At 57.6% G+C, this 13746-nt stretch carries 14 protein-coding genes and 2 tRNA genes; 10 read left to right on the top strand and 6 right to left on the bottom strand.

Annotated elements, in window-relative coordinates; genetic code table 11:
* Positions 1-174: 174 nt before the first annotated feature.
* The 5 genes from AB8B29_RS05710 to AB8B29_RS05690 all read left to right on the top strand — a co-directional run bounded on the left by AB8B29_RS05710 (position 175) and on the right by AB8B29_RS05690 (position 3916).
* Positions 175-603, top strand: a complete 429-nt coding sequence (locus tag AB8B29_RS05710) for a Rap1a/Tai family immunity protein (RefSeq protein ID WP_037201764.1) — start codon at positions 175-177, stop codon at positions 601-603.
* Between the two features lie 149 nt (positions 604-752).
* Positions 753-826: transfer RNA gene (locus AB8B29_RS05705), tRNA-Cys, on the top strand.
* A gap of 197 nt (positions 827-1023) precedes the next feature.
* Entirely contained in the window at positions 1024-1326 is a 303-nt protein-coding gene (locus AB8B29_RS05700; RefSeq protein ID WP_173410755.1) for a hypothetical protein, read from the top strand.
* A gap of 966 nt (positions 1327-2292) precedes the next feature.
* Positions 2293-3393: a porin gene (locus AB8B29_RS05695; RefSeq protein ID WP_037201757.1), complete on the top strand. Its 1101-nt coding sequence runs from the start codon at positions 2293-2295 to the stop codon at positions 3391-3393.
* A gap of 370 nt (positions 3394-3763) precedes the next feature.
* Positions 3764-3916 (top strand): hypothetical protein, encoded by a 153-nt coding sequence (locus AB8B29_RS05690; RefSeq protein WP_156143713.1) that lies wholly within the window; start codon positions 3764-3766, stop codon positions 3914-3916.
* Between the two features lie 151 nt (positions 3917-4067).
* Here the strand turns inward: AB8B29_RS05690 and AB8B29_RS05685 are convergent, their stop codons facing one another.
* From AB8B29_RS05685 to AB8B29_RS05670, 4 genes are all read right to left on the bottom strand, one after another.
* Positions 4068-4241 (bottom strand): hypothetical protein, encoded by a 174-nt coding sequence (locus AB8B29_RS05685; protein WP_439006213.1) that lies wholly within the window; start codon positions 4239-4241, stop codon positions 4068-4070.
* A gap of 806 nt (positions 4242-5047) precedes the next feature.
* On the bottom strand, positions 5048-5287 hold the full coding sequence (locus tag AB8B29_RS05680) for a hypothetical protein (protein ID WP_113118287.1): 240 nt from the start codon (positions 5285-5287) through the stop codon (positions 5048-5050).
* A 47-nt stretch (positions 5288-5334) separates the two neighbouring features.
* On the bottom strand, positions 5335-5673 hold the full coding sequence (locus AB8B29_RS05675; RefSeq protein ID WP_092573668.1) for a hypothetical protein: 339 nt from the start codon (positions 5671-5673) through the stop codon (positions 5335-5337).
* Positions 5674-5939: 266 nt separating this feature from the next.
* Positions 5940-6014 (bottom strand) — tRNA-Asn (locus tag AB8B29_RS05670).
* Positions 6015-6130: 116 nt separating this feature from the next.
* Between AB8B29_RS05670 and AB8B29_RS05665 the strand changes: the two genes are divergently transcribed.
* Positions 6131-6442 (top strand): membrane protein, encoded by a 312-nt coding sequence (locus tag AB8B29_RS05665; RefSeq protein WP_037199979.1) that lies wholly within the window; start codon positions 6131-6133, stop codon positions 6440-6442.
* Between the two features lie 8 nt (positions 6443-6450).
* Here the strand turns inward: AB8B29_RS05665 and AB8B29_RS05660 are convergent, their stop codons facing one another.
* Positions 6451-7008, bottom strand: coding sequence for a sugar O-acetyltransferase (locus AB8B29_RS05660; protein WP_113118288.1), 558 nt, complete (start codon positions 7006-7008; stop codon positions 6451-6453).
* A gap of 324 nt (positions 7009-7332) precedes the next feature.
* On the opposite strand from AB8B29_RS05660, the gene AB8B29_RS05655 reads away from it, so the two are divergent.
* The 3 genes from AB8B29_RS05655 to AB8B29_RS05645 all read left to right on the top strand — a co-directional run bounded on the left by AB8B29_RS05655 (position 7333) and on the right by AB8B29_RS05645 (position 10590).
* Positions 7333-8685, top strand: coding sequence for an extracellular solute-binding protein (locus tag AB8B29_RS05655; protein WP_113118289.1), 1353 nt, complete (start codon positions 7333-7335; stop codon positions 8683-8685).
* Positions 8686-8783: 98 nt separating this feature from the next.
* Positions 8784-9668, top strand: coding sequence for an ABC transporter permease subunit (locus AB8B29_RS05650; protein ID WP_037199880.1), 885 nt, complete (start codon positions 8784-8786; stop codon positions 9666-9668).
* Positions 9669-9675: 7 nt separating this feature from the next.
* Positions 9676-10590: an ABC transporter permease subunit gene (locus AB8B29_RS05645; RefSeq protein ID WP_037199882.1), complete on the top strand. Its 915-nt coding sequence runs from the start codon at positions 9676-9678 to the stop codon at positions 10588-10590.
* Between the two features lie 339 nt (positions 10591-10929).
* Here AB8B29_RS05645 and AB8B29_RS05640 read toward each other — a convergent pair whose 3' ends face one another.
* Entirely contained in the window at positions 10930-12042 is a 1113-nt protein-coding gene (locus AB8B29_RS05640; protein WP_113118290.1) for a sn-glycerol-3-phosphate import ATP-binding protein UgpC, read from the bottom strand.
* 243 nt (positions 12043-12285) lie between these two features.
* Here AB8B29_RS05640 and AB8B29_RS05635 point away from each other — a divergent pair, with 243 nt between their 5' ends.
* Positions 12286-13743 carry a cryptochrome/photolyase family protein gene (locus AB8B29_RS05635; protein WP_113118291.1) on the top strand — a complete coding sequence of 486 codons (1458 nt, stop codon included), beginning with the start codon at positions 12286-12288 and terminating at the stop codon, positions 13741-13743.
* Positions 13744-13746 lie beyond the last annotated feature (3 nt).

The following is a 13746-nucleotide window of genomic DNA, read 5'->3' as shown; positions in this document are numbered from 1 at the left end:
GCAAATCTTAACGCCGCAGGACCACGCTCAACTACCCGAAGCCATCCGGGTTAAGATCAAATTTCAAAAGAAGGCTGGCTGAATGTCCATTTCTCTTGTTCTTTTCGTCGCAACCTCCCTGCCACTGGTCGTTTTCCTGGCCGCCAGTCTTTCTTCGATGATGTAGGTCACAGAATGAGGCTTTCGCCCTCCACCGCAGCCTTGCTTATCCTTCTTGCACCCCAGGCCGCCCTCAGCGACGAAGCACCGCAGGCGGCGGCACCGATTATCGGACATCTCGTCACCGGCAAACAGCTTGACGAATGGTGCGAAGAGAATCGGGCGCTTGCCTCCGTCTATATCCAGGGAATCCTCGACGAAGCTCAGCGCACAAAAAATCTGACGATTCGGGCCACCAAGCAGACGCCGAAGAACTCATCGCGCTATGAGCATTATCTTCAACAGTTTGTCGGCGCCTTTTGCCTCCCCTCCGATCTCAGCAACGCCAAAGCGACCGCGATCGCCTGCAAGTGGATGGCGGAGCATTCATGGCAGCTCGAGCGCCCCGCCAGTGCGTTAATCGCGCGCTCCTACAAATTCGCTTTTCCATGCCTGGAAGAGTAGACGGCAAAGCATCGAGCATCCCTACTCGCTGCAGGCGGCCAGCAAGCTGTTATTCGCAGCGAAAAAAGAGCGATATTCAGAGCGAGGCCCTTGCGCCCATTCAAGATTCGTTCTAAACGCCCGCCATCACTCGCCTTTATATATCGGATGGCCTCGTGGCGGAGTGGTTACGCAGAGGACTGCAAATCCTTGCATCCCGGTTCGATTCCGGGCGAGGCCTCCATCCTTCCCCTTTTTCCATCATAAGCACTTGAGAAATCATTGGATTTTTTTGGGGCGCGGCAATTTTGGCAGGAGTCATTCGCCGCAGCGAAACGGGGTGTGGCAATCGCCCCCCGACTACGTTTTTGGGTTTAAAGTTCACTTCCTGTTCACCTTACAGTTACTAAGGTTCCCTTGCGAATAACAAGGAAACAACCAATGAAGAAGATATTCATCGTCGCCATGGCTGCCACAATGCTCGCAGCCCCCCTCGCCAATGCGCAGGAATGGCCGCGTCACCATCGCGATCGGTCTGGAGAGGTTCACCGGAATATGCCTCAGAGAGGACATGACCGTCCTGGATGGGGGCCGCACCGTGGCCGGGACGAGCGTGGCTACTATCACGGATATCGGGGCTACCGCGACCGTCGACCCGGCTACCGTCGCCATAGCGACGGCCTTTGGTATCCGGCAGCAGCCTTCGCGCTTGGTGCCATTATCGGTGGCGCGTTGAATAATTAAACTGTCAGGACCGAAACTTCTCGTGGAACGTGCCATTCAACTGGACGGTCGACCATGAAGGGGAGACGAACACACAAAGCCGGGGCGAACGCTCCGGCTTTTTTTCAAATCACGACCAAATGGATTCGCGAAATTCAAACAAGACGTGCAGCGTAATCACGCCGCGCCGAGATCACGATGGTAAATCGCGAGCGCCTGTAGAAGGCCTCGATTTCTCGCTCGAAGAGCTCCATGGAGAAAACAGCCCATGGCTCATAGTGCCGCTGAAAGTTTTCATCGCCACGCCGACCATGTGATCTGAGAATGCCGACGAGTCGCCAATTTACAAATCCCATTGCTTCACTTTCGGAGCGAGATCCGGCCCATGCCTTCGTGTGGTCCGCCATGCCGGATCTCTGCCGCATTATCTGCCGACGGTATGGGAATAGATAATCGCCAACCGCACACGTGGGGAATACAAATCGAATTTCATGACGTTACATGCGTTTGGTTTGCCGATGGGTCGTCGATCCCTAGCTTAATGTCGAGCCAGCGGGGATGTCGGACTTCTGCGTCGATAGAGAGACCATGCGCCGGTGACCGTTGCATCGATCGTCTTATTTCGTCCCGCGTTAGCCCATCCTGCGTCACAAGCGTCACCATTCAAGCGAATGCTTGCAACGCAAAGGCGCTTGATCGCTTGCCGCACTCCCCCTGGCTACAACTTCCACGAAGGCGGCTAAAGGGCCTGTATAATCAGCTTACCCGGCGAATTGCGTCATTTTTGCAACAAAGCTTTTTTTCGAATAGCACGCACATAGTTCGGAAACCTTAGTATCTTGCCAAATCAGCAAAGCAGGTTCAGGTAATAGTTCGTGAAGCTTATTACTTCGCAGCTACTGATAGGGAACATGAACGGGATGGGGTTGGGCACGTCGTCTTTTCGACGGGTTATCTCATACCCAATCAAGAAAGATTGGAGTTATTATGAACATCAAGAGCCTTCTTCTCGGCTCCGCTGCTGCGCTGGCAGCAGTATCCGGCGCTCATGCGGCCGACGCTATCGTTGCCGCTGAGCCGGAGCCGCTCGAATACGTTCGCATCTGCGACGCTTACGGCGCTGGCTACTTCTTCATCCCAGGCACCGAAACCTGCCTCAAGATCGGCGGCAAGGTCCGCACGGAAGGCGAGTGGTACAACGCCTATAATCGCGTCAGCAGGCAGGGTACGCTGTGGCACACCCGTGCAGAGCTGAATGTCGACACCGCGACGGACACCGAATACGGTCCGCTGAAGACCGAGACCATCGTCCGTTGGGACTGGAACGACGGCGGCTCCACCAGCACGAACCTGCTGTGGTCCTACATCAGCCTCGGCGGCTTCACCGTTGGTAAGAAGGACTCCCAGTACAACCTGTACATGGGTTACGCCGGCGACGTCATCAACGACGACGTGATCTATGACGGCCCATACGAACTCAACCAGTTGACCTATGAATATGACGCCGGCAACGGCTTCTCGGCTGTTATCTCGCTCGAAGATAGCAACTCCGCTTCCGATTCGACGACTTACGACGGTGCTTGGGAACAGTCGAGGTCCAACCACTACGCCCCGAACGTTGTTGGCGGTCTCGGCTTCAAGTCTGGCGCGTGGGGCTTCAAGGTCGTCGGCGGGTATGACTCCATCGTCGAAGAAGGTGCTGTCAAGGCTCGTATCGATGCCGACTTCGGCTTCCTCACGGCCTTCCTGATGGGCGGCTACAACACGGACGGCAAGAAGCTGAACCAGTATGCCGGCTCGAACCAGGACATCTCTGCTTGCACGGCGCCGAACGGCACCGTCAATGGCTCGAAGTGCGGCTGGGGCGATTGGGCAGTTTGGGGCGGCGTCGGCGTTCCGATCAACGAAAAGCTGAAGTGGAACCTCCAGCTTGCCTATACCGACTCGAAGATCTTCGAAGCAACCACGAACCTCAAGTTCAACCCGGTCAAGAACCTCCTGGTCGAGCCGGAATTGACCTACGTTCATTATGACTATGCCAAGGACGATACCGTCTCCGGCATTCTCCGCTTCGAACGCAACTTCTAACCTGATCTGACTTGACCTCCGATCAGAGAAGGAAGGGGTCCGGCTTTCCCTGCCGGCCCCCTTTTTTCTTGACCAGCGGCTCCTGAAGTCAAGCCCCTGCGAGCAAAACGTGTTGCGACCATCCCCGATCAACCAGAAGGGGGAACCTTGTCGCGGCGATAGCGTTTACTGCTCAAGGGCATATGACTGAATAAAGGAGTTATCATTTTGAAAAACCTCGCTTCGATCGCTTTGACCGCCGCGCTTGCCGTAGGCTCGCTGCTGTCGGTCACCATGCCGACGATGGCAGCGCCGCCCCGCGCTTCGCCCGCGACAGCTTCAGATATTGTTCTGGTTCAAGAGCAGGGAACGCGCTGGCACCCGGATTCATATGACAATCGACGCCGCTGGCGCGGTCATGATCGCCGTCATTGGCACGACGATCGCGGATGGGACCGTGGCCGCCAGCGGGACGGTGGCTGGCGCGGGGACAGTGGCTGGCGCGACGACCGCCGCTATCATCGCCGGCATCAAAGCGGCGTAATATTCGAAATTCGTCCTTAATGCATCGGGACGAAAGTCCCGCAGGTCCCTCTTCATAGAGTTCCAGAAACGAAACGGCCGCTGCCGAGGATATCGGTAGCGGCCGACTTGCAATCAGAGGGGATTTTGCGCCAGTTCGAAGCTTCTACCGATTAACGGCAGACGCGTTCCTTGCGAATGACCCAGTGGCCATGAACTCTGTGCTTCACCTTCTTCATATAGCAATGGTGATGGTGACGATGATGCATCGGAGCCGCCTCGGACGATGCGCTGACGGCAACGACCGATGCCAGTGCAAGTGCAGAAGCAAGAATCAGGTTTTTCATGTTGAACCTCTAAAGCATTGGGGGACTATGCTGCGCGGATCGCGCCCTTATGTTCATGCGCTGGTTCAGATTAACGACACATGAACATTTTCTCACATTCGTGAGAGCAACCATACCTTGAACCAAATTTCGTCAAAATACCACACACATCTGCATGAAATTTGCCGATAGCGGCTCGAAAACCGCCATTGTATCGCACCGGCAACCCTTTCATCGGCAGGAATGCAAGACTCTGTTGTTGCAGTACAAAAAAGCCCTGGCAAAGCGGATTTTCTATTCTCAGCCGATTGGGGAACGGATGGGCAGGAGGCTTCGAAGCCGCTCGTCGCGAAGATAAGGACCTTCCCAGGCCAAGATGCCCAAAAGCAAACTGATAAGTTGTGGCGAAGACCTGCCTCTCCGAGACGAAAATGGACGCAGATAGCACCGCCCGGAAGCCGTCGTCAGGATTACGCCAAGAATTGCGGTGCGTGGAATGGCATAAAGAATTGTGCAAACGAGGACGATCAGGCCGAGATTGCGCTGAACACACACTCGACCCACGAGGCTCTGCGAGAGTTTGCATTCACAGACATTCCATCCAGACTAGGGCCGAAGAAATCGGCGCGCGAAGGCGTGTGCAATAAAATTGCACACTCCGCTGATGCAGCTCGTTCACTCTCTCAGGCTTGGGAAAAAAGAACGGCTGCGTGATCTCGCAGCAGCAACGTGACGTCAATCGGCCGCCCGACCCCGTTCTAAATTAACGGCAGTCGCGTTCTTCTTGGGTGTCTACAGTATCCGTGATGACAATCAAGTGCGATCGCTTACTGCGAAAAGATTGCTCTTAATCTGTCCAGATCGACACCTCGCACATCGGCCGGCACTTCGGTTGCAGAGTGAGCCCTGAACCACTCCGCCGCTTCCCGCACACGATCGCCATGCGGCGGTGGATAAGCACCCAGACGCAAGACCCATTCTCGGACTGTTTCTCTCTCCATGCGCCCTTTTTCGTATCGGTCGCAAACGGTCTTTGCCGACGCTATCAGATCGTTGATTTTCGACATCTCACCAGTTCTCGTTTCACCCACCACTCCCCGGGCCGGCGTCCCCTTCAACGGGGAGTTTGCGGCAAATCACAAGATGCGATCGTGTCGTCGCCGCTGGCCGGCGATTTCAGATTCAGCTTCCAGGGATCGGCACCGAAATATATCTGCTTTTCTATGAGAGAGCTCTCAATGGTTCGGCAGAGTTCTTGAGCGTCCCCACCTCTCGTTGCGACAGAGACCGTGACCGTTTTCGTTTCTTCGGAATAGGTGCACGGCGATAACGAAATGGTCGTGTCCACTGCTCGGCAAAGCGTTTTCGCATTCGAGACGGAATCGGTATCAGCCAAAGCGTGTCCGGCGCTGATCGATACACACAAAGCCAAAACCATCCATTGGCGCATCATTTTTATTGTTCCTTAGAGTCAAGCTTTTCGCCCGACCCAAGCGCAAATAGCCGGGCTGCGCAACCGAAAAGACCGTCGTGGCTTCCCTGCTGATCGCGCAGGCGCGCCCAGGCGACGCCGTCTCCAGAATAACCACCATCGAGGAAGGGGATGCCGGCGGCTTGACCGCGGCGCGGATATCATCGACGATGATGACTTCAGAGGTGGCGAGGAAGAAAATCTGTATTCTTTATAATACAGAAAAAACGAACTCTTCTCAGAAAGAGTGGCTCCCCGGGCCGGATTCGAACCGGCGACCTGTCGATTAACAGTCGAATGCTCTACCGCTGAGCTACCAGGGAATGCGCTTGGCGCGGTGTGAGTGGGCTAATACAAACGCTTGCCCGATTTGCCAAGCGGTTTTTTCAAAAAAATCGAATTCTCTTGCATTATTTCGCCGCCTCACCATTTCCTGTGGATGACTGATCAAAGCGAAACGACAACAAATGCCGATCGAAATGGCCGGAAAACCCGCCGTTTCGGCATTGATCCCTCAACTCGCGAGCTTGTTTTCGGCTCTGTGAGAATTCCCCTGCCCCGATCGCGGCTTGCGCGCGTCGGCGTCGGCATTGCCCTCATCTTCGGCGGACTGCTTGGCTTCATGCCGGTGCTCGGCTTCTGGATGCTGCCGCTTGGCTTCATCGTGCTGTCACATGATATGCCGGTCGTCCGTCGCTGGCGCCGGCGTTTTGCGGTGTGGTGGACAAAACGCCGCCGCCCGGCGAACTGATCCTCTTTCTAGCTCCCGCCGACAGGCCGGGCGGGATTACCGACCACGGTCGCACCCGCTGCGACATCTCTTGTCACGACCGAGCCGGCCCCCACGATCGCCCCGTCGCCGATCGTCGCGCCACCTAGAATAATGGCTCCGCCCCCGATCCACACATCCCTGCCGATCATAACCGGTCGCGCAATCTCCATGCCGGCGCGCCGCTTCTCCGGGTCCCTGTGGTGTTCCGCACAATATATATGAACGCCCGGCCCCAGCATGCTGCCTTCGCCGATGCGCACGCTGCCACTGTCGAGAATGGTGCAGCCTGCATTGAGATAGACCCGCCGACCAAGCGAGATGTTCATCCCATAGGAGCAGTGAAACGGCGCTTCGATGAAAACATTCTCCGCAGCGCGAGCGAAGAGCGCAGCCAAAGCCGGCCCGAGATTGCCGCGCTGCACTGGCGGCATCGTGTTATGCTCGTGCACGGCCTCGCGCGCCCGCCACCGCAACGCATCGAGTTCGGGATCGAAGCAGCAATACCATTCAGCCGCCGCCATCCTCTGCCTTTCGGTGATGCCCATCGATGCGCCCCTCCGCTGCTTTATGGATTCGTCCGGTGAGATCATGCATCACCATTCAGGCCGCCAGCAAGGAAGACGCACCCCTTTCGAGGCAAGCAACAATCCCCGCACGAACCGTCCTAGATTACACGTCTTTATTAGCGCCATCTCAAATACTTGATCATTCAAAGTTCGGCCGCCCGAAAACCCTCGCATCGACTGAAAATGGCTGTCGATCCGGGATTTTTGCCCTCAACAAACTGTCACACAGCTTGTCTATAACGCCGCTACCGCGGACTTGCGCAAGACCACCGGTTCCGAGCTTTCAAAAAGGAAATAGGGATTATGTCGAAACTTAAAAACTACATTTCGGCTGCCGCCGCCGGCGTCATGAGCTTAGCGCTGGCCCTGCCTGCTGCTGCTGCTCCGACCAAGTTCGATTTCTGGTTCGGCCTGTCGGGCGACCTCGAGCGCGTCGTTCAGACGATGTGCAAGAACTTCAACGAGTCACAGAAGGACTATGAAGTCGTCTGCACCAGCCAGGGCAATTACGACGCCACTTTGCAGAACACCATTGCCGCCTTCCGCGCTGGCAAGCAGCCTGCAGTCGTCCAGGTCTATGACGCCGGCACCGCAACCATGATGCTCTCCGGCGCCTATTACCCGGCCGGCAAGCTGATGTCCGAAAATGGCTACAAGATCGACTGGAACGACTACTTCCCCGGCATTGCGCGCTATTACGCAACGTCGAAGGGCGAGCTGCTCTCCTTCCCGTTCAACTCTTCGACCGCCCTGCTCTATTGGAACAAGGACGCTTTTGCCAAGATCGGCAAGACTGAAGCTCCGAAGACCTGGGAAGAAGCCGCAGACGACATGAAGGCGCTCAAGGGTGCCGGCTATGAATGCCCGATGGCAATCAACATCTCCGGCAACGAAAGCTGGCAGCTGATGGAGCAGTTCTCGGCGATCCACAACCAGCCGATCGCCACCAAGAATAACGGCTATGACGGTCTCGACGCCCGTCTCGAGGTCAACAAGACCAAGTTCGTCAAGTACGTTACCGACCTCAAGAGCTGGTACGATCAGGGCCTCATCAAGATCAAGTCCAAGGATCTCGGCCAGGACATGGTTCAGGCCTTTGCCTCGGGCGATTGCCAGATGATCATGACCTCGGTCGGCGACCACGGCTCGATCACCAAGACGCAGAAGGCTGGCATGAACTGGGATGTTGCCGAACTTCCCGTCTACGCCGGCACCGAGCGCAAGAACTCGCTTGTCGGCGGTGCTTCGCTCTGGGTTCTCTCCGGCAAGTCGGCTGACGAATACAAGGGCGCAGCCGCATTCCTAAACTTCATCCACGACCCCAAGACCGCTCTCTTCTGGTCGACCAATACCGGCTACATCCCGGTCACGAATTCCGGCTTCGAATTCATGAAGTCCTCCGGCTTCTATAGCAAGGCTCCCTACAAGGGCCGCGAAGTCGCGATCGCCAGCCTGACCGCCTCCGAGCCAACCCCGATCACCCGCGGCATCCGTCTCGGCAACTTCACGCAGATCCGCGCCGAATTCGGCAACCAGATGCAGGCGATCTTCGCCAATAAGGTCGGCGTCCAGGAAGGCATCGACAACTTGGTCAAGAATGGTGACGCCGTCCTTGAGCGCTTCGAAGCCACCTACAAGGGCAAGCAGCTGCCGTAAGCAGCAAACCTCATAACAGACAGCGTCCGCCGGGGCCTCCCGGCGGACGTTCGTTATGAGAGCGAGAGTGGCATCGGGACCCCAAGCCGGAAGAGACCATGGAAAAGCGCATAACTTTCAACAAATGGAGCGTTGGCATCCTGTTCGCAGTGCCGCAGTTGCTCCTCATCTTCACCTTTTTCTATTGGCCGGCCGGTCAAGCGATCTTCTGGTCATTGACGCTGCAGCAGCCCTGGGGCGGCGGCAACATCTGGGTCGGGCTCGATAATTTCAAGGCCATCCTCGCCAGTTCCGATTACTGGAACTCGGTCACGATCAGCATCATCTTCGCTGGTATCAGCACCGGCATTTCCATGGTTGTTGCAGTAATACTTGCAGCCCTCACCGACCGGCAGCTGCGCGGCTCGAAGTTCTACAGCGTCGTACTCATCTGGCCCTATGGCGTCGCAGCTCCCGCATCGGCAATGGCCTTCCGCTTTATCCTGGCGCCTGAAGCCGGTTTCATGTCCGTCGTCAATCACTATTGGCCAGGATTTTGGGATCCGGGCCTCGACGGCACTGCCGCCATGGCCTCGATCATCGCTGCCTTCTCCTGGAAATATATCGCCTATAGCTTCATCTTCTTCCTCGCGGCCTTCCAGGCCATTCCGCGCTCGCAGATCGAGGCGGCTGCCATGGATGGCGCGGGCGTGCTTCGGCGCTTTTGGGATATCCAGTTCCCGTTGATCACACCGACGATCTTCTTCCTGCTCGTCATCAACATCACGGAGAGCTTCCAGGATTCCTACGGCATCGTCGACATCATGACCTCAGGCGGCCCGCACAACTCGACCAATCTCATGGTTTACAAGATCATCTTCGACGGCTTCAAAGGCCTCGATTATTCCGGTGCGGCGGCGCAGAGCATCGTTCTCATGCTACTGATCATCGTGCTTACCATCTTCCAGTTCCGCTTCATCGAGCGGCGCGTTCATTATCGTTGAGGCTGACATGGTCGAGCGCACACCCATCCTTAATTTCTTCACCCACTTGATCCTGTTCATCGGCTTCATAGTGGCAGTGGGACCGATCGTCATCGTGTCGATCGCCGCATCCCATAATATGGCCGACGTCAATCGCGTGCCGATGTCGCTGATCCCGGGCACCGATTTTTGGATCAACATGCAAACAGCCTGGACGACCGCCGATCTCGGCCCTAAGCTGCTGAACAGCCTGATCTTCGCCACCGGCGTCTCGGTGGGAAAGGTGATCATCTCAGCGATCACCGCCTTTTCGCTGGTCTATTTCCGCTATCCCGGCCGCCACTTCATCTTCTGGTTGATCTTCGTGACACTGATGCTGCCGCTCGAAGTGCGAGCTGTGCCGACCTATGCGGTCGCAGCGAACGTCCTGTCGCCCTATCAGGCGATCCTCGATGTCACTGGCATCAGCTGGCTGATCGAGCAGGTTACAGGCATTCATATCTCGCTGAACCTGGGGTTACTTAACTCCTATCCCGGCCTGATCCTGCCATTCGTCGCCACAGCGACAGGCACCTTCCTCTACCGTCAGTTCTTCCTGACCATACCTGACGAGCTGACCGAAGCTGCACGCATGGACGGCGCCGGGTCGCTACGCTTCTTCATCGACATCCTGATGCCATTGTCGCGCACCAACATGGCGGCACTCGGCACTATCATGTTCCTCTGGGCATGGAATCAATATCTGTGGCCGCTGCTTATTACCACCGATCCGGCACACGCGACCGCAGTGACCGAGCTCAAGCAGCTTATCCCGAACGTCGGCGGCCTTCCTGAGTGGCACATCGCCATGGCCGGAACGTTGATCGTCATGGTGCCGCCGCTGCTCGTCGTGGTTCTGATGCAGCGCTGGTTCGTTCGCGGCCTGATCTCCACCGAGAAATGATCGGATCGCCTGCCGCGCCTCGTTCTTGGGCGCGGCAGTTGCCAATCTTTCCTGCGCTCCAATGCCTGACATTCGAGCCGGCACATGGCCTCCGGATCCACGCTCCTTGGCGAGCGCCTCGCTGCGAGGACATCATCGCCGACAGATACCCGTCCTATCCGAAGGATAAGTCCGGGGCGGCCGATCCGAGCAAGGCGGAGAATTTCGAATGCGCAAAGTGACGTGCCGACAGATTTAATGGTTCGGATCCCTGCCACGGTCGCTGGGAATTCGGTAACAAAAAAGCCCGGAAATCGGTAAGGATTTCCGGGCGCTCTTCATAAAAATTGATATCTGAAATTAATGCGCCATGACCGTCAGCGGCGTGACGGAAGCAACGGCGTCGAGCCGCAAACCGGTATCCTGGGCGAAGAGGTGCGTGTGCTGTTGCGGCAGTTCCAGACCAACGGCCTGACCGGTCTGCCCGGTCGTGTGATCGGCCACAGCGATGGCGAAGCTCGATCCGTTGATATCGCAATGGATGACGCGGCCGGCGCCGAGCTCCTCGACGAAGTCGACCGTCGCCGGAATGGCGCCGGGCGTGCCTGCCGGCACGAGACGCGCCTGTTCCGGGCGGATGCCGAGAGCGACCGGCTGGCCTGCATGACGCTTGCCGATATTGGCATCAATGCCGATCGGCAGGCCATCGAAGATGAACTGTTCGCCGTTCGCCGAGAACGTGCCTTCCAGGAAATTCATGGCCGGCGAACCGATGAACGAACCGACGAAGCGGGTGCGCGGCGTGTTGTAGATTTCAAGGGGAGTGCCGACCTGTTCGACATTGCCCTTGTACATGACCACCAGCTTGTCGGCGAGCGTCATGGCCTCGACCTGATCGTGGGTCACGAAAACCGACGTGGCCGAAAGGCGCTTGTGCAGGCGCCGGATCTCGACGCGCATCTGCACGCGCAGCTTGGCATCGAGGTTGGAGAGCGGTTCGTCGAAAAGGAAGACCTTCGGCTCGCGGATGATGGCGCGGCCCATGGCGACGCGCTGACGCTGGCCGCCGGAAAGCTCGGCCGGCTTGCGGGCGAGGAAGTCTTCCAGGCCGACGATCTTGGCGGTTTCCTTGATGCGGCGGTCACGCTCCTCGCGCGGCACGCCTGCAACCTTCAGCGCGTAGCCCATGTTGGCGGCGACATCCATATGCGGATAGAGCGCATAATTCTGGAAGACCATGGCGCACCCGCGCTCGCGCGGCTCGAGCTGATTGACAACCTTGCCGTCGATGACGATCTCGCCCGACGAAATATCCTCAAGGCCGGCAATCATGCGCAGCAGGGTGGACTTGCCGCAGCCGGAAGGGCCAAGAATGACGACAAACTCGCCCGAACGAAAGTTCAGGTCGACGCCGTGGACCACCTGGTTGCGTCCGTAGGCCTTGTGAACTTGTTCGATCCGGATTTCCGCCATGTTGTTCTTTCCCACCTGTCAATTCTGGGCCGCCAATTGCTTGGACTGCTAGCGAATTTGCATTACAGAACAGTGACAAGGATCCTTATATCACAAGAGGCATCCCGATTTCCTCACGAGAGTTGCGCTGGCGATTCCATGGCGATACGTGCGGTGGTGGAACCATTTCGCCACCCGCGCCGTATATGGCTGCGAAGGCAATGAAGCATATGAAGAATGCGGCACAGACGACCGGCGAGAACCATGACATCCTCCACCGATGAGCCGAATCCCATTCTCCTGTGGTTCCGCAAGGATCTCCGCCTTGACGACAATCACGCCCTGCAGGCTGCCGCAGCATCGGGCCGACCCGTTTTCCCCATCTATATCAGGGAGCCGGAAGCGAAGGGCTGCGGGCCGCTCGGGGCAGCACAGCGGTGGTGGCTCCATCATTCCCTCGCCGCCTTAGATAAAAGCCTCCACGGCCTCGGCAGCAAGCTTGTTCTGCGAACGGGCGATGCGCTGTCGGTCATTGAAAGGCTCCTCGATGAGACGAGTGCAGAGGCCATCGTCTGGAACCGGCGTTATGACCCCGCCGGCATGGCGGTGGATGTGGACGTCAAGAAGACCTTGCGCGATGCCGGCATAAAGGCAAACAGCTTTGCCGGTCAGCTGCTGCATGAGCCGTCACGCGTGCGCACCGGCACCGGCAACCCGTACAAGACCTACACGCCGTTCTGGCGGGCGCTGGAGCAGTTCGGCGAGCCGCCCTTTCCGATCGACGCGCCTGCAAAGCTCTGCGCGCCCGGCCACTGGCCGCTATCGGATTCGCTTGGCTCATGGTCGCTGCTGCCCACCAAGCCGAACTGGGCCTCGAATTTCCCGGATATGTGGGTGCCTGGCGAGGCTGCGGCACGCGGGAAGCTGGGCGACTTCATCGAGACCGCGCTCGACAGCTATGCGGTCGAGCGCGATTTTCCCGACAAGCCGGCAACATCCATGCTGTCGCCGCACCTGGCGCTCGGCGAGATTTCCCCGGCCCGGATATGGCACGCTACGCGAGGTCTTCCCAAAAACATCCCGACGGACAATATCGTGCGCTTTCGCAAGGAAGTCGCCTGGCGGGAATTCTGCTATCATCAGCTCTTCCACTTCCCCAACCTCAACTCTGCCAATTGGAACGATCGATATGACGACTTTCCATGGCGCTCGGATGCGCAGCTTTTCGACAGTTGGCGACGTGGGCAAACAGGATATCCGATCGTCGATGCCGGCATGCGGCAGCTCTGGCGCCATGGCTGGATGCACAATCGCGTCCGCATGATCGTCGCCTCCTTCCTGATCAAGGATCTGTTGATCGACTGGCGCGAGGGGGAAGCCTGGTTCCGCGACACGCTTGTCGATGCCGACCCGGCCGCTAACGCCGCAAACTGGCAATGGGTGGCGGGCTCAGGTGCGGATGCGTCGCCCTTCTTCCGTATCTTCAATCCGGTGCTGCAGGGTGAAAAATTCGATTCGGATGGCGGCTATATCAGAACCTTCGTGCCTGAACTGGCCGATCTCGACAACAAGTATATCCATCGGCCATTTGAAGCGCCTGACGATGTGCTGAGACGCGCAGGCGTAACGCTTGGCCAGCACTATCCTCGGCCGATCGTCGATCACGCTCTGGCACGGCGACGCGCGCTCGATGCGCTCGCGTCGCTGAAGAATGATGAGTAGACG

Origin of the sequence: Rhizobium sp. 11_C7_N12_5 (assembly GCF_051811145.1) — a bacterium.
Lineage (GTDB): Bacteria > Pseudomonadota > Alphaproteobacteria > Rhizobiales > Rhizobiaceae > Rhizobium > Rhizobium lusitanum.
Note: the sequence above shows the minus strand (reverse complement) of the source record. Positions and strands in the feature narration are given on the sequence as shown.